Here is a 15,376-nt window from a genome sequence, read left to right on the forward strand (position 1 = left end):
CGGTAACCATCTTGAGGTCAGTTTGGGCATCTCTCCAGTCTTTGAGAGGCGATTCGGTTCCCCGATGGACAACGATAATCTCATTGGTTTCGGCATCTTGATAGACTGCGCCGTAATAACCTGTTTTAGGGTTGGTATGAACTTTAAGCACTTTATAGTTGTGCCCACCAATGGGAATAGTTTGGTTTAATGGGGTTTCTTTGCGTGTGTTATAAGCATCAGCCGCCAGATTCGCAGACTGTTGGGCACTTGGGTGGCTCATCATTTAATCTCCTCAAGTGTAACCGATATACTAAATAAATTTTTTAGCTGTTCTTTATTAAACCCTTTTAGAGAATCCGCACCAAAATAAACGTAACCAATTACACCTTTAGGCATCCCCTCGATTCCATCATTTTGTAGGGCAATGGAACCGTCTTCATTTCTATAGTAAGGATAGCGAGCCTTCCAATAATATTTGGTCAGTGTTTTTTTCTCTATCAGCTTTTCCATTACATCGCTGACATTAAATGTTGTTTCTTCAGGCTTACCCGTCGCTTTAAAGGCAGTGCCGAAGTTTTCAACTTCCCATTTGCAGACGCCTTTCCCGAAATAGTCTTCATCCTGCATTGCATCAAAATAAATGATGCTCTCATACTCATCTTGCCCAATTTGACGAATTTTGTTCGGAATGTCTTTGTGCGGATTGGTTGATGCACCTTCAAGCTCATTAATGACATAAGAACAGTTTTGAGCCGTATAGCCTACATACATATCGCCAATCAGCTTCAAAGGCCCGGGTGCATCGTTGATTTTGATTTTAATGCGGTAGGCTTTTGTAGGGTGCGGGTTGAGTTGGAAACGCTTTTCAGTCTGCTCTTGAATGCTCATACGGTTCTCCGACCCGCCGCAGGCGCTCAGGCTGGCGGCGGATAATAAGGCTGCGGTTAGAAGGGAAGTAAAGGGTTTCATAAAGGCTCTTTCTTTACGAATGGATAATCACGCTGTTCGAGGCTTTCAGACAGCCTGATTATCAATCCGTTCGATAAATAGGTTTTTTGATGCGAAGCGAGCATTTTGTTGTCTTGTAGTCATCACTTCATCTTTTCAAGTGTGACCGTTATTTTAAATAAATCTTTATATTGTTCAGGCCGATAATCATCCAAAGCTTCACCAAACTCATTTGTTCCAACACCATCAATTCTTATTTTCATAGAACCATCATTATTTTTGTAATAAGGATATGCTCCTTTCCAATAATATTTAGTTAGAGTTTTTTTCTCTATCAGTTTTTCCATTGCATCGCTGACATTAAATGCTGTTTCCTCAGGCTTACCCGTCGCTTTAAAGGCTGTGCCGAAGTTTTCAACTTCCCATTTGCAGACGCTTTTCCCGAAATAGTCTTCATCCTGCATTGCATCAAAATAAATGATGCTCTCATACTCATCTTGCCCAATTTGACGAATTTTGTTCGGAATGTCTTTGTGCGGATTGGTTGAAGCACCTTCAAACTCATTAATGACATACGAACAGTTTTGAGCCGTATAGCCTATATACATATCGCCAATCAGCTTCAAAGGCCCGGGCGCATCGTTGATTTTGATTTTAATGCGGTAGGCTTTTGTAGGGTGCGGATTAAGTTGGAAACGCTTTTCAGTCTGCTCTTGAATGCTCATACGGTTCTCCGATCCGCCGCAGGCGCTCAGGCTGGCGGCGGATAATAAGGCGGCGGTTAGAAGGGAAGTAAAGGGTTTCATAAAGGTTCTTTCTTTACGAATGGATAATCACGCTGTTCGAGGCTTTCAGACAGCCTGATTATCAATCCGTTGGGTAAATAAATTTTGATGCGAAGCGAGCATTTTGTTGTTTGGTAGTTATGATTGTTTCATCTCCTCAAGTGTAACAGTCATGCTGAATAAATTCCCTTGCCTGTCTGTACTATATTTGGTTGGGGAATCAGCGCCATAAGAAACTACATCATCATCGTTATATCTTGAACCGTCATCATTCTTAAAATAAGGATAACCACCTTTCCAATAATATTTGGTTAGTGTTTTTCTCTCTTGTAATTCATTTAAAAAATCCCCAAAATTGAATTCTGTTTCTTCTGGTTTGCCTGTTGCTTTAAGTGCGAAGCCGAAACCTTCGGGCTTCCAATGACAAACACCCTTTCCAAAATAGTCTTCATCTTGCATTGCATCTAAATAAACAATAGTCTCATACTTAAATTCTCCTATTTGAAGAATTTTAGTTTGAATACGCTTATAAGGTTCTGTTGAAGCCCCTTCTAAAGAGTTAATAATATATGAGCAATTTTGAGCTTTGTAGCCTACATCCATATTCCCCATTAACTTCAAAGGTCCGGGCTCATCGTTGATTTTGATTTTAATGCGGTAGGCTTTTGTAGGGTGAGGATTGAGTTGGAAACGCTTTTCAGTCTGCTCTTAAATGCTCATACGGTTCTCCGACCCGCCACAGGCGCTCAGGCTGGCGGCGGACAATAAGACTGCGGTTAGAAGGGAAGTAAAGGGTTTCATAAAGGCTCTTTCTTTACGAATGGATAATCACGCTGTTCGAGACTTTCAGACAGCCTGATTGATTTTAAAATAGAATTCTTGAAAAGTATTTTATTTTTAGATTATCGGTAGTCTTATTATTAATAGAATCGATAGAACGATTGAGAGCAACATTAAAAATGCATTGGATATACTGCTGCTATTGCTACGGCGCAAGATTTCTGGAAACAGATTCTTATCTTATTTCAAACTTAATTCATCATATAAAGACGCTCTATTCCGCCCACTTCGGCCGGCAAGCCAATACTTTCGCATAAATCGGGCAATCCGCCGTATGCGCTCCTGCCAGATAACCGGTACTCATCAAAAATTCGTTCACAATCTCGCCGCCGACAAATCTGAAATGCCGTTTAAACAGCTTTACCCATTGCGCCAATGTCATCGGATGATGCTTGTCCAGCCAATTTTTAAACGAGCCGTATTGTTGCTGCAAAATCAGAATCTCGCGTGCATTTTCAATCGCGGCGTTGATTTTCAAACGGTTACGCACAATGCCCGCATCGGCCAACAAACGAGCCCGATCCGCTTCGGAAAAAGCCGCTACCGTAGCAATATCAAAGTTTGCATAAGCCGAGCGAAAAGCCGCCTGTTTGTTTAAAATCATCGTCCAATTCAAACCCGCCTGATTGATTTCCAGCAGCAACCGCCCGAACAACTCATTATCATCTTCAATGGGAAAACCATACGCATCATCGTGATAACGTTTATTCGGATTATCCGTATCATTCGGCAACGCATTAACCGATTCGCAATAGCTCATCTTCAGACAGGCCTCAAGATAAAACAAACTCAACCGCCGCCATTGCATGAATGGCAGTACTGTCAAATACCGGCAGCGGGCAATCTTCAGGTTTGAGCAGCAAGCCGATTTCAGTACAACCGAAAATCACACCCTGCGCACCGGCAGCTTTCAAGTCGGCCATGATTTCAAGATAAGCCTGTCGCGCCTCATCGGTAAACCAATTGCAACAAAGCTCCTCAAAAATCACGCGATGGATTTCTGCTTGCTGCGCGTCTGACGGCACCAAAGTAGCCACGCCCAAACGCCGCATGCGCTCCGTATAAAAGCCATCATTCATCGTAAAACGCGTTCCCAGCAGCCCTACCGTGCCCAACCGCTGCGCTTTGATCGCTTCAGCGGTAACATCCACCACATGAATCAACGGAATGCTAACCGATTGTTCAATCGCATCCGCCACTTTATGCATCGTATTGGTTGTTAACACCAGTGCCTGAGCCCCTACTTTTTCTAATTGGCGCGCACTTTCTGCCAAAACCTTCCCCGCATTCTGCCAATCTCCCGCACGCTGCAAAGCGGCAATCGTTTCAAAATTCACGCTGTGCATCCAAATATCCGCACTGCTATTGCCACCCAAACGACGATTCACCTCACGGTTAATCATTTGATAATAAGAAACCGTACTTTCCGGGCTCATGCCGCCGATAATGCCTAAACTTTTCATGATGCTTCCAAACCGTTTCTTTAAAAATGAAACCATGATAATAATGGAAACCCCTTAAAAAACCTACCTATGCCTGTCTGAAAAATTCAGCAAGGGCATCCTATACAAGCTACGGAACCGCCATTCTTCACATATCATCACAATAATCAGATGCCAACTTAATTGTCACTTTTACCTGCTACTCAACAGTCATAATAATCAAGAAGGCTCTTCTTCAACTGCTTGCAAAAGCGATTCACACATTTATCCAAATTCGCTACACAAAACTAAAACGTTAAAATCCCCGACAACTTTGAAAGTTATCGGGGATTTCTGCACCAGATAAAATCTGATTACTGTACTTTGATTTCCACATCCACGCCCGCAGGCAAGTCAAGCTTCATCAACGCATCAGTTGTTTTATCAGTCCAATCCACAATATCCATTAAACGCAAATGGGTGCGGATTTCCAACTGTTCGCGTGAAGTTTTATTCACGTGCGGAGAACGCAGAATATTGAAACGCTCGATTTTGGTTGGCAACGGAATCGGGCCTTTTACCACGGCACCGGTACGTTTAGCAGTTTCAACAATTTCCTGAGCAGAACGGTCAATCAAGCTGTAATCATAAGCTTTCAGACGGATACGGATTTTTTGGTTTGCCATTTATCAATATCCTTCCGATTAAGCGATGATAGAAGATACCACACCGGCACCTACGGTACGACCACCTTCACGAATCGCAAAGCGCAGACCGTCTTCCATCGCAATCGGAGCAATCAGTTCTACTGTAATCGTTACGTTCTCACCAGGCATTACCATTTCAACACCATCTTCCAGAGTAACCGCACCGGTAACATCTGTTGTACGGAAGTAGAATTGCGGACGGTAGTTGGCGAAGAACGGAGTATGACGACCACCTTCTTCTTTGCTCAAAACGTAAACTTCCGCTTTGAATTTGGTATGAGGAGTAATCGAACCCGGTTTAGCCAATACTTGGCCGCGTTCAACCTCTTCACGTTTAGTACCACGCAACAGAACACCTACGTTATCACCGGCTTGACCTTGATCCAACAGTTTGCGGAACATTTCCACACCGGTACAAGTGGTTTTCTGAGTCGCTTTCAAGCCAACGATTTCAATCTCGTCACCAACATTGATGATACCGCGCTCTACACGACCGGTTACTACAGTACCACGACCGGAAATAGAGAATACGTCTTCGATAGGCAACAAGAAAGGTTTGTCTACCGCACGCTCAGGTGTCGGAATGTAGCTATCCAATGCAGCAGCCAGTTCAAAGATTTTTTCTTTGTAAGCGGCATCACCTTCCAAGGCTTTCAAAGCAGAACCTTGAACGATCGGGCAGTCGTCTCCCGGGAAGTCGTAGCTGCTCAGCAGGTCGCGGATTTCCATCTCAACCAGCTCCAACAGCTCGGCATCATCAACCATGTCGCATTTGTTCATGAATACCAAGATATAGGGAACGCCTACCTGACGAGCCAACAGGATGTGTTCGCGGGTTTGCGGCATCGGGCCGTCGGCAGCAGATACCACCAGAATCGCGCCGTCCATTTGGGCCGCACCGGTAATCATGTTTTTAACATAGTCGGCGTGACCCGGGCAGTCTACGTGTGCGTAGTGGCGGGTTTCGGTTTCATATTCAACGTGTGAAGTGTTGATGGTAATACCGCGGGCTTTTTCTTCCGGGGCATTGTCGATTTGGTCGTAGCCTTTTGCCTGACCGCCGAATTTTTCAGCCAAAATAGTGGTCAGTGCAGCGGTCAATGTGGTTTTACCATGGTCAACGTGACCAATGGTGCCAACGTTTACGTGCGGTTTGCTACGTTCGAATTTCTCTTTAGCCATGAGCTAATTCCTTCATTAAAGAACAATTAAAGATCAAAAGGTGGCTGCCAAAAGTTTTCAGACAGCCTTTTCAAACAGGTTAGCCTTTGCGGGCTTCTGTAACTTGTGCGGCAACATGTGCAGGAGCTTCGGCATATTTCTTAAACTCCATTGAATATGTTGCACGACCTTGGGTTGCGGAACGCAGGTCGGTTGAGTAGCCGAACATCTCGGCCAACGGCACCTCGGCACGGACTTTCTTACCGCCGATACCGTCGTCATCCATACCCAGCACGATGCCGCGGCGACGGTTTAAATCGCCCATAACATCGCCCATGTAGTCTTCCGGGGTTTCCACTTCAACAGCCATAATCGGTTCCAGCAATACAGGGCTGGCTTTTTTCATACCTTCTTTAAAGGCCATCGATGCTGCCAACTCAAACGCGATTTGCGAAGAGTCCACGTCATGGTAAGAACCAAAAACCAGGCGTACGCGAACGTCTACCACAGGATAGCCGGCAACAATACCGTTCGGCAGCGTATCGCGGATACCTTTGTCGCAAGACGGGATAAATTCACGCGGAATCACACCGCCTTTGATTTCGTCGATAAACTCGTAGCCTTCGCCACCGGGTTCCATCGGTTCCATCTTGATGACAACGTGTCCGTATTGGCCTTTACCACCGGATTGTTTAACGTGCTTGGCTTCAGATTCCACTTCTTTACGAATCGTTTCGCGATAAGCCACTTGCGGTGCACCGACATTAGCTTCGACACCAAATTCACGTTTCATACGGTCAACGATGATTTCCAGGTGCAATTCGCCCATACCGGAAATAATGGTTTGTCCGGATTCTTCATCTGTGCGTACGCGGAAAGACGGGTCTTCTTTAGCCAAACGGTTCAAGGCAATACCCATTTTTTCTTGGTCGGCTTTGGTTTTCGGCTCAACGGCAACGTGAATCACCGGCTCCGGAAACTCCATGCGTTCCAGAATAATCGGCGCATCGTCAGAACACAAAGTCTCACCAGTAGTCACATCTTTCAGGCCGATAGCCGCAGCGATATCGCCGGCACGAACTTCTTCGATTTCATCACGGTCGTTGGCAGTCATCTGAACCAAGCGGCCAATACGCTCGCGGGTTCCTTTAACGGAGTTGATAACGCTATCGCCTGATTTAACCACGCCGGAGTAAACACGAATAAAGGTTAACTGACCCACGTATTTATCGTTCATCAGTTTAAATGCCAAAGCAGAGAATTTGGCATCGTCACTGGCTTCGCGGCTCTCGGGTTCGTCATTGTTCGGATTGCTGCCTTGTACAGGAGGAATGTCGGTAGGAGCGGGCAAGAATTCCACTACTGCATCCAACATACGCTGCACGCCTTTATTTTTAAAGGCTGAACCGCATAAAACCGGCTGGATTTCGCCAGACAAAGTACGTTGACGCAACGCGGCAACGATTTCTTCTTCGGTCAACTCTTCGCCGCCAAGATATTTATCCATCAATTCTTCGGTGGCTTCGGCTGCGGCCTCAATCATATTCTGACGCCATTCTTCGGCAGTATCTACCAGATCAGCCGGAATATCGCCATATTCAAACTTCATACCTTGAGAGGCTTCGTCCCAAATAATGGCTTTCATTTTGATCAGATCAACTACGCCTTCAAAGCCGTCTTCCGCTCCGATAGGAACTACAATCGGCACAGGGTTCGCGCGCAAACGTGTTTTCATCTGTTCAACGGCACGGAAGAAGTTGGCGCCTTGACGGTCCATTTTATTAACGAAAGCCAAACGCGGAACGTTGTATTTGTTAGCTTGACGCCATACGGTTTCGGATTGAGGCTGTACGCCGCCCACCGCGCAATAAACCATCACGGCACCATCCAGTACACGCATAGAACGCTCTACCTCAACGGTAAAGTCTACGTGTCCCGGAGTGTCGATGATGTTGAAACGGTGTTCTTTAAACTGACCGCCCATGCCTTTCCAGAAAGCGGTTACGGCAGCAGAGGTAATGGTAATACCACGCTCTTGCTCTTGTTCCATCCAGTCGGTTGTGGCCGCACCGTCGTGCACCTCACCCAGTTTGTGGGTCAAGCCGGTATAGAACAGAATGCGTTCGGTGGTGGTGGTTTTGCCTGCGTCAATATGGGCTGAAATACCAATATTGCGGTAAAGGCTGATAGGGGTTTTACGAGCCATGTCGGTCGCCTTTCTAAATGGTGATTAGAAGCGGAAATGAGAGAATGCTTTGTTAGCTTCCGCCATACGGTGCACTTCTTCACGTTTTTTCAGCGTGCCGCCACGGCCTTCTGCCGCATCCATCAACTCGCCTGCCAGGCGCAGGTCCATAGATTTCTCACCACGCTTACGGGCTGCATCGCGTACCCAGCGCATTGCCAAAGCCAAGCGACGTGAAGGGCGAACCTCAACAGGAACTTGGTAGTTGGCACCGCCCACACGGCGGCTTTTCACTTCAACGACCGGTTTGGCGTTGGCAATGGCTTCGTTGAACACTTCGATGGCAACTTTGCCGGTTTTTTTCTCGATTTGCTCAAGTGCACCATAAACGATGCGCTCGGCAACTGATTTTTTACCGTCAATCATCAATACGTTCATAAATTTAGTCAGCTCAACACTGCCGAATTTCGGATCCGGCAATACGTCGCGCTTGGGGACTTCTCTACGTCTTGGCATTTTAATTCCTTAATTTCTATTCAGTTGGGGCAATCCCATGAATACCCATCGGGATATTCACTTACTCGGCTGCGCTCATTGCAACCGACGTGCCATCAGATTCAAATTATTTAGGGCGTTTAGCACCGTATTTAGAACGGGCTTGTTTACGATCTTTCACACCTGCGGTATCCAAAGAGCCGCGAACGGTATGGTAACGCACACCCGGCAAGTCTTTTACACGACCGCCGCGAATCAATACGACGCTGTGTTCTTGCAGGTTGTGGCCTTCACCGCCGATATAGGAAATCACTTCGAAACCGTTGGTCAGGCGAACTTTACATACTTTACGCAATGCAGAGTTCGGTTTTTTAGGTGTTGTTGTGTATACGCGTGTGCATACGCCGCGTTTTTGCGGGCATGCTTCAAGCGCAGGCACTTTATTGATGTACACGGGCTTTTTACGGCCTTTGCGTACCAATTGGTTAATAGTTGGCATATTTTCTCGTCCTGTTGAGTTAAATACTTGCCGGCACCATGCCGACAAGAGCGGAATTATAGCGGCATTACAAGCATTTAGTCAACGGGGGATGAAACGCCTTTTACTGCGGTTGGGATATTTTGTTTGAAAAATGCAATTTGAAAGCAACAGATACGAGACAAGCAAAAATAATGCCTGTCTGAAAAATTCAGACAGGCATTATGGTATTTCAATTCAGAGGGGCAATGTTAAAACGGCAAACAAGCCCTTTATTTGTTAATCTGACTACCGATAACGCCACCTAATGCGGCTCCACCCAATGTTGAGCCGGTATCTTTACCGATCAAATTGCCCGCCACTCCGCCAACAACCGCGCCGGCAGCTGTATTACGCTGAGAGGTGCTGAGACCTTGGCAGGCGCTGAGCAAAGCTGCGGTTGCGGCTAAAACGATTACTTTGGTTACGGCGATTCTCATGGTTTAACTCCTTAATCCATAATAAACGATTAATCATTCAAACTGTCATATAATATTGGCGCACCCTTACATATTCGGGCTGCGTGGTTGATAAGACACGTTGCACGCGTTAAAGTTTTACAGGATTATGTTATGTCAGTCTATGCCATTGCCCATATTGTTCATTTATTTTGCGCGATTGCGTTTGTCGGCGGCGTGCTTTTCGAAACCTTGGTACTGAGCGTCATCCATACCAAGCAGGTTTCTCGCGAATCGCGCAGGGAAGTTGAAAAAGCCATATCGCGCAGAGCGACACGGGTTATGCCGTTTATCGTTATCGGATTGTTTCTTTCCGGTTTGGCTATGGCACACCGTTATCTCTCCGCTTTTGCTCATCCTTTTGGTTCGGCGTTTTCAATGCAGCTGGTTTTAAAAGTTTTACTCGCTCTGAGCGTATTGGGGCATTTTATTATTGCCGTGCGCAAAATGCGCAGTAACACTTTGACCGTGGCTTGGTCTAAATACATCCATAAGGCTGTGCTGTGCCATATGATATTGATTGTTTTGTTGGCCAAAACGATGTTTTACCTTACATGGTAGAAAGCCTGTCTGAACATTTCAGACAGGCTTTCCTTTCGATTTTCCTTTTTTGTTCTTACACTTCTGATACAATCGGTCATTTCGGATGCGCTTAGTTTAAAAAGGAATGCAGCTTATGCCCAATCAAATATCCGTCGGCACACCGCTATTTTACGGTGTGTTTTTTATCGCCGTTTTGATCATGATCGCCGTTGACATGCTCTCGCTTAAGAAAGCTGGCTCGCATAAAGTGAGCGCGAAAGAGGCGCTGACTTGGACCATCATCTGGATTGCGGTTTCCTGCGGGTTCGCCGGCTGGCTTTATTGGGAACTGGCGCACAATCAGGCCATCGGGCAGGCGGTGGCGGCGCAAAAGGTGATGGAATTTTTTACCGGTTATGTGTTGGAAAAATCGTTGGCGGTAGACAACCTTTTCGTTTTCCTGATGATTTTCAGCTATTTCAAAGTGCCTTCGCAATACCAGCATCGGGTTTTGCTTTACGGTGTATTCGGCGCCATCGTACTACGGGCGGCTATGGTGTTTATCGGCGCGGTTTTGGTGCGCGAGTTTTCTTGGGTATTGTATATTTTTGGCGCATTCTTGCTTTATACCGGCTTGAAAATGCTGAAACACGGCGGTGATGACGAAGAAGAGGATTTATCACAAAATAAAATGCTGATTTGGCTGCAAAAGCATATCCGCGTCAGCTCCAATCTAAACGGTGAGAAATTTTTCATCGTAGAAAATGCCAAACGCGTTGCTACGCCGCTGTTATTGGTTTTGATTATGGTCGAGCTCTCCGACGTTGTGTTTGCGGTAGACAGCATTCCTGCTATTTTCGCCGTCACCACCGACCCGTTTATCGTGCTGACTTCCAATATCTTTGCCATTCTCGGCTTGCGCGCCATGTATTTTCTGCTGGCCGATATTGCAGACCGTTTTATTTTCCTCAATTACGGCTTGGCTTTTGTTTTGAGTTTTATCGGCATCAAAATGCTGATTGTCAAATGGGTACACATTCCCGTAGGCGCCTCGTTGGCCGTTGTGTTCGGCGCACTGGGCGTATCTATCTTGATTTCCCTCTTGTACAACCGTAAGCAAACCTAAAAGCCTTACCCGACATAATGCCTGTCTGAAACCTTTTCAGACAGGCATTATGTTTGCTCGGCAGGTCTTCTTTTAGAAAGCCCAAAACGCTTTAATCGCCGCTAAAACCATTTCCGGCTGCTCTTTAACGGCCTCATGGCCGGCAAACGGGATGTTCGCCAAATGGATGGCCTGCACCAGGCTTTTCAGCGAAGCCATATCTTCCCAGCCCAGCAGAAAATCGGTTTCACCGCGCATGGCCAAAATGGAAGCCTTAACAGACCGAACGCTGTTGTTCGGATAACCGCTATCGCCGTTATCCAGCCACATGGTTTTCAGATGCTCGGTCAACAAAGCCACATTGGGACGAGGATTGTTCTCTCGATAAAAAGCCACCGCTTCCGGCATATAGGTATAAATAGCATGTTCGTCCAGCTGATTGTAAAGCGGGCGGATTCTGCTGAGATTGTCAGCATGCCAATGCGCGCCTAGCGTGATGATTTTATCCACGCCGCCGCATATGGCACCGATACGGTAGGCGCAAATACCGCCGTCGCCGAAACCGAACAGGCTGAATTGCTCGATACCTTCATGGCCGAGAATATGCAGCACGTCATCAGCAAACTGTTGGTAAGTCAATTTGGCGCTGCCCAGAGTAGAACGTCCGTGCCCGCGCGTATCAATGGCAATCAAACGAAATTGAGGCTGCAGTTGCGGTAAAACCGCATCGAAATCTGCGATAGAACCCAAACCGCCGTGCAGCAGCACCAATACCGGTTTGTTGGCTGTTCCGCCTGTTTGATAATGTAATTTAGCATCAAGATGGTTGAGATAATTCGATTGCATGTGGTTCCCCTAACCACGAAGGTTAGCTGCTTAATAAAGCAAGTTTAAGCCTGTCTGAAAATTCGACGTCTTTCAGACGAATCGAATTTTATTACATCAAACTACAACAAAGCAAACCTTTATATCCAGCCAATGATTTAAATCAACCCGGCAAAACAGAATCCGCCCGACGGCGCAAAAACCGTCGGGCGGATTCTGTTTTCCAAACTACTTTTCAGACAGGCATTTATGCCTCGTTCTCCTTGCGCTGAAGGAAAAACACCGCCTTCTCTTTATACAGCACCCACAAGACCAGCACCGTCAACAAAACAGTTTGAATGACTTTGCTGTCGGGATGAGTGGCAAACACTTCATTCCCCACATTGCCGCACAAATGGAATAATATGGCTACCATCACGCTTCGGCCGCTTTTAACGTACAACCAATTCATCAACAACACGAATATCAGCAAACTGACCACAAAATTAAGGGTATATAGCCAACCTTGCACCGCCACTTCACTTTGATAATATCCTTTGATAAAAAACAGCGGGAAATGCCAGAAAGCCCAATAGACGGCAAAAATCATAGACGTGGTAAACAAGCTGAAACGCTTATTGAGGCTGTCGGTACCATAACTGTGCCACGCCAGCTCCTCCGCTACGGGCGCAAACATCAGCATAAACCAAGGCGAAAACAACGCCGAGCGAAACGACGGATGCCCCGACACAGTAAATTGCGCCCAGCTATGCCCAAAGCAGATGGAAATCAGTTGCGCTACAATCAACGACACCGGCAACAAAAACACGGCAAGCCACAGATAACGACGCGGAAAGCCGCCCAACCGAAACAATCTCGTCCGCAAATCTGCGGCCAATACAGGCGCCCGAAAAAACAGCACCGCCGCGGTTAACGCCGGTGCCAACAAGCCGATAAGTCCCAGCATGCCCTGCAAACCCTGATACGCTTCTTGCTGCGGCGAACGGCTAATTCCTGCCGCAGCAAACCACAACAACCAAGGCACAAGCAAAGCAATGCTAAAGAAAAGAAACGGACGGTAACGGTCATTCATAGATGGAGCCTCGCATTTTAAACCTCAGTCCCTTAACGCTTCTTATAGCAAGTGCCATTCGAACATTTCGCCCGAGGCAACAACCAGCGGGGAACATAATAGCGATAACGGGCAAAATACGGGTAACCCCAGTCGCTAAATTGCCGAATGCCGGGCAGGTTCCAGAAGCGCGTTAACGGACGATTGCATTGTGCATAAACCAAGCGCAAGGCAGGCATTCCGCTAACAACCACATCATCCGGCGTAATCAGATGAATAAGCGTCAATGCCGCCTCTCGCTCAATACCATATTTTGCCAACATATATTCATTACCCTGCACAGGCAGAATAAGCAGATTGGCTTTATCGTTCGATGTGCTCAGCAACGACATTTCACGTTGGCAAATAGGGCAATCGGCATCGTAAAAAATGCGATAAGACATCATATCTCTCCAACAAACACTTCAAGGCATCAATATAACACCTCGAAGGTTTTTCAGAAAAACAAAGCTCCGCCTACTCCACTGTGACCGATTTAGCCAAGTTGCGCGGTTTGTCGACGTCGGTACCTCGCGCCAGAGCGGCATGGTATGACAAAAGCTGAACCGGCACGGTATGGACAATCGGCGAAAGTGCGCCGACGTGGCGCGGTGTACGGATAATGTGCACGCCGTCGCTTTCTTCAAAGTGGCTGTCTAAATCGGTAAACACAAAAAGTTCGCCGCCGCGCGCGCCTACTTCCTGCATATTGGCTTTCACTTTATCCAAGAGCTGGTCTTTCGGCGCAATCACCACAACCGGCATATTTTCATCAACCAACGCCAGCGGGCCGTGTTTCAATTCACCGGCAGGGTAAGCTTCGGCGTGAATATAGGTAATTTCTTTTAATTTCAACGCACCTTCAAGCGCAATCGGGTAGTGAATACCACGACCTAAGAACAACGCGCTGTTTTTCTGAGCAAATTTTTGTGCCCAAGCGGCAATTTGCGGCTCCAGATTCAACACATGCTGAATGCTGCCCGGCAACTGACGCAATTCTTCGGTGTATTCGCGAGCTTGTTCCTCGCTAACGAAACCGCGCATTTTACCCAGCGTTACCGCAAGACCGAACAAAACAACCAACTGAGTCGTAAAGGCTTTGGTGGAAGCCACGCCGATTTCTGCACCGGCGCGCGTATACAAGACCAATTCGCTCTCGCGCGGCAAAGCGGATTCCATCACGTTACAAATCGACAGGCTGTGTTTATGCCCCAGCGATTGAGCGTATTTCAGCGCTTCCATCGTATCCAGCGTTTCGCCCGATTGGGAAATGGTGATAATCAGTTGTTTGGGATTGGCAATAACATCGCGATAACGGTATTCGCTGGCGATTTCCACATCGGTCGGCACTTTGGCAATGCCTTCCAGCCAGTATTTGGCGGTCAGCGCAGAATAGTAGGATGTACCGCAAGCAAGGATTTTGATGCTTTCGATTTCATTCAAAACCTGAGCGGCATTCGGGCCGAAATTTTCCGGTTCGAAACCGCCGTCCAAGAAGACTTCGGCAGTATCGGATACGGCTTTAGGCTGCTCGTGGATTTCTTTTTGCATAAAGTGGCTGTAAGGACCAAGCTCCAATGAAGCCAGCGACAGTTCGGATACTTTTACTTCACGTTTGGCTTCTTTGCCGTCTTTATCCAGCAGTTTGCGAATGCCGTCGGCGGTCAGCCATGCGATGTCGCCGTCTTCCAGATAAGCGATGTTGCGGGTAAAGGCAATCACAGCGGAAACATCGGAAGCAATAAATGTTTCTTTATCGCCGAAAGCCAGCAGCAACGGGCAGCCCATACGAGCCACCACCATGTTTTCGGGCTGGTCGTTGGCAATCACGCTAATGGCATAGGCGCCGTGAAAACGCGCGCAGGCCGCTTGTACGGCGGCAAACAAATCATGGCCGTTATGGGTGTATTCATTGTGCACGCTGTGGGCAATCACTTCGGTATCGGTTTGCGAATCGAAGGTATAACCCAATTGCTGCAAACGTTTGCGTTCTTCTTCGAAGTTTTCGATGATGCCGTTGTGCACAACGGCAATCAGGCCGCCGGAAATATGCGGGTGGGCGTTCGGCTCGGTTACGCCGCCGTGGGTTGCCCAGCGTGTGTGGCCGATACCGATATGTCCGTTCACGCCTTCTTCTTTCGCGGCGTCTTCCATCAGCTGCACGCGACCGACACGGCGCACACGGGTAATCTCGTTGCCGGTTTGCACGGCAATACCGGAAGAATCATAACCACGGTATTCCAAGCGCTTGAGACCGTCGGTCAGGAAATCGACTACATTTTGATTGGCGCGGATGGCGCCGACGATACCACACATATTTTTATCCTTCTTTGAA

General features: G+C 47.2%; 17 protein-coding genes and 1 pseudogene. 2 read left to right on the forward strand and 16 right to left on the reverse strand.

What is annotated here, in order from left to right:
- The 12 genes and pseudogenes from Q4A84_RS09315 to Q4A84_RS09370 all read right to left on the reverse strand — a co-directional run.
- Nucleotides 1-265 (reverse strand): annotated as a pseudogene (locus Q4A84_RS09315) (lipase); the annotation flags it as partial.
- Complete coding sequence (locus tag Q4A84_RS09320; RefSeq protein ID WP_303088658.1) at nt 262-951, reverse strand: hypothetical protein; 690 nt, start codon at nt 949-951, stop codon at nt 262-264. The gene Q4A84_RS09320 and the pseudogene Q4A84_RS09315, both read right to left, overlap by 4 nt.
- Nucleotides 952-1,073: 122 nt before the next feature.
- The gene (locus Q4A84_RS09325; RefSeq protein WP_303088659.1) at nt 1,074-1,655 is read right to left on the reverse strand and encodes a hypothetical protein; all 582 of its coding nucleotides are present in this window, start codon (nt 1,653-1,655) and stop codon (nt 1,074-1,076) included.
- 198 nt (nt 1,656-1,853) lie between these two features.
- A complete protein-coding gene (locus Q4A84_RS09330) occupies nt 1,854-2,318 on the reverse strand; it encodes a hypothetical protein (protein WP_303088660.1) in 465 nt (154 codons plus the stop codon).
- Between the two features lie 451 nt (nt 2,319-2,769).
- Nucleotides 2,770-3,315 (reverse strand): DNA-3-methyladenine glycosylase I, encoded by a 546-nt coding sequence (locus Q4A84_RS09335; RefSeq protein ID WP_303088706.1) that lies wholly within the window; start codon nt 3,313-3,315, stop codon nt 2,770-2,772.
- 13 nt (nt 3,316-3,328) lie between these two features.
- Nucleotides 3,329-4,018 (reverse strand): aspartate/glutamate racemase family protein, encoded by a 690-nt coding sequence (locus Q4A84_RS09340; RefSeq protein ID WP_303088661.1) that lies wholly within the window; start codon nt 4,016-4,018, stop codon nt 3,329-3,331.
- A 332-nt stretch (nt 4,019-4,350) separates the two neighbouring features.
- A complete protein-coding gene (gene rpsJ / locus Q4A84_RS09345) occupies nt 4,351-4,662 on the reverse strand; it encodes a 30S ribosomal protein S10 (protein WP_002642322.1) in 312 nt (103 codons plus the stop codon).
- A gap of 18 nt (nt 4,663-4,680) precedes the next feature.
- Nucleotides 4,681-5,865, reverse strand: coding sequence for an elongation factor Tu (tuf, locus tag Q4A84_RS09350; protein WP_303088192.1), 1,185 nt, complete (start codon nt 5,863-5,865; stop codon nt 4,681-4,683).
- A 79-nt stretch (nt 5,866-5,944) separates the two neighbouring features.
- Nucleotides 5,945-8,050, reverse strand: coding sequence for an elongation factor G (gene fusA, locus Q4A84_RS09355; protein WP_303088662.1), 2,106 nt, complete (start codon nt 8,048-8,050; stop codon nt 5,945-5,947).
- Between the two features lie 24 nt (nt 8,051-8,074).
- Nucleotides 8,075-8,545, reverse strand: a complete 471-nt coding sequence (rpsG, locus tag Q4A84_RS09360) for a 30S ribosomal protein S7 (protein ID WP_303088663.1) — start codon at nt 8,543-8,545, stop codon at nt 8,075-8,077.
- A gap of 106 nt (nt 8,546-8,651) precedes the next feature.
- Entirely contained in the window at nt 8,652-9,023 is a 372-nt protein-coding gene (gene rpsL / locus Q4A84_RS09365; protein ID WP_303088664.1) for a 30S ribosomal protein S12, read from the reverse strand.
- A 251-nt stretch (nt 9,024-9,274) separates the two neighbouring features.
- Nucleotides 9,275-9,481, reverse strand: a complete 207-nt coding sequence (locus tag Q4A84_RS09370; RefSeq protein ID WP_303088665.1) for a glycine zipper 2TM domain-containing protein — start codon at nt 9,479-9,481, stop codon at nt 9,275-9,277.
- A 132-nt stretch (nt 9,482-9,613) separates the two neighbouring features.
- Here Q4A84_RS09370 and Q4A84_RS09375 point away from each other — a divergent pair, with 132 nt between their 5' ends.
- Both Q4A84_RS09375 and Q4A84_RS09380 read left to right on the forward strand, forming a co-directional pair.
- On the forward strand, nt 9,614-10,060 hold the full coding sequence (locus Q4A84_RS09375; protein ID WP_303088666.1) for a CopD family copper resistance protein: 447 nt from the start codon (nt 9,614-9,616) through the stop codon (nt 10,058-10,060).
- Between the two features lie 115 nt (nt 10,061-10,175).
- Nucleotides 10,176-11,147: a TerC family protein gene (locus Q4A84_RS09380; RefSeq protein WP_303088667.1), complete on the forward strand. Its 972-nt coding sequence runs from the start codon at nt 10,176-10,178 to the stop codon at nt 11,145-11,147.
- A gap of 72 nt (nt 11,148-11,219) precedes the next feature.
- Here Q4A84_RS09380 and Q4A84_RS09385 read toward each other — a convergent pair whose 3' ends face one another.
- The 4 genes from Q4A84_RS09385 to glmS form a co-directional block, all read right to left on the reverse strand.
- Complete coding sequence (locus tag Q4A84_RS09385) at nt 11,220-11,972, reverse strand: alpha/beta fold hydrolase (RefSeq protein ID WP_303088668.1); 753 nt, start codon at nt 11,970-11,972, stop codon at nt 11,220-11,222.
- Nucleotides 11,973-12,198: 226 nt separating this feature from the next.
- Nucleotides 12,199-13,023: a CPBP family intramembrane glutamic endopeptidase gene (locus tag Q4A84_RS09390; protein WP_303088669.1), complete on the reverse strand. Its 825-nt coding sequence runs from the start codon at nt 13,021-13,023 to the stop codon at nt 12,199-12,201.
- 32 nt (nt 13,024-13,055) lie between these two features.
- The gene (locus tag Q4A84_RS09395) at nt 13,056-13,448 is read right to left on the reverse strand and encodes a thiol-disulfide oxidoreductase DCC family protein (protein WP_303088670.1); all 393 of its coding nucleotides are present in this window, start codon (nt 13,446-13,448) and stop codon (nt 13,056-13,058) included.
- 70 nt (nt 13,449-13,518) lie between these two features.
- Nucleotides 13,519-15,357, reverse strand: a complete 1,839-nt coding sequence (gene glmS, locus Q4A84_RS09400; RefSeq protein ID WP_303088671.1) for a glutamine--fructose-6-phosphate transaminase (isomerizing) — start codon at nt 15,355-15,357, stop codon at nt 13,519-13,521.
- Between the last annotated feature and the right edge of the window lie 19 nt (nt 15,358-15,376).

Origin of the sequence: Neisseria sp., assembly GCF_030527965.1 — a bacterium.
Classification (GTDB): Bacteria; Pseudomonadota; Gammaproteobacteria; order Burkholderiales; family Neisseriaceae; genus Neisseria.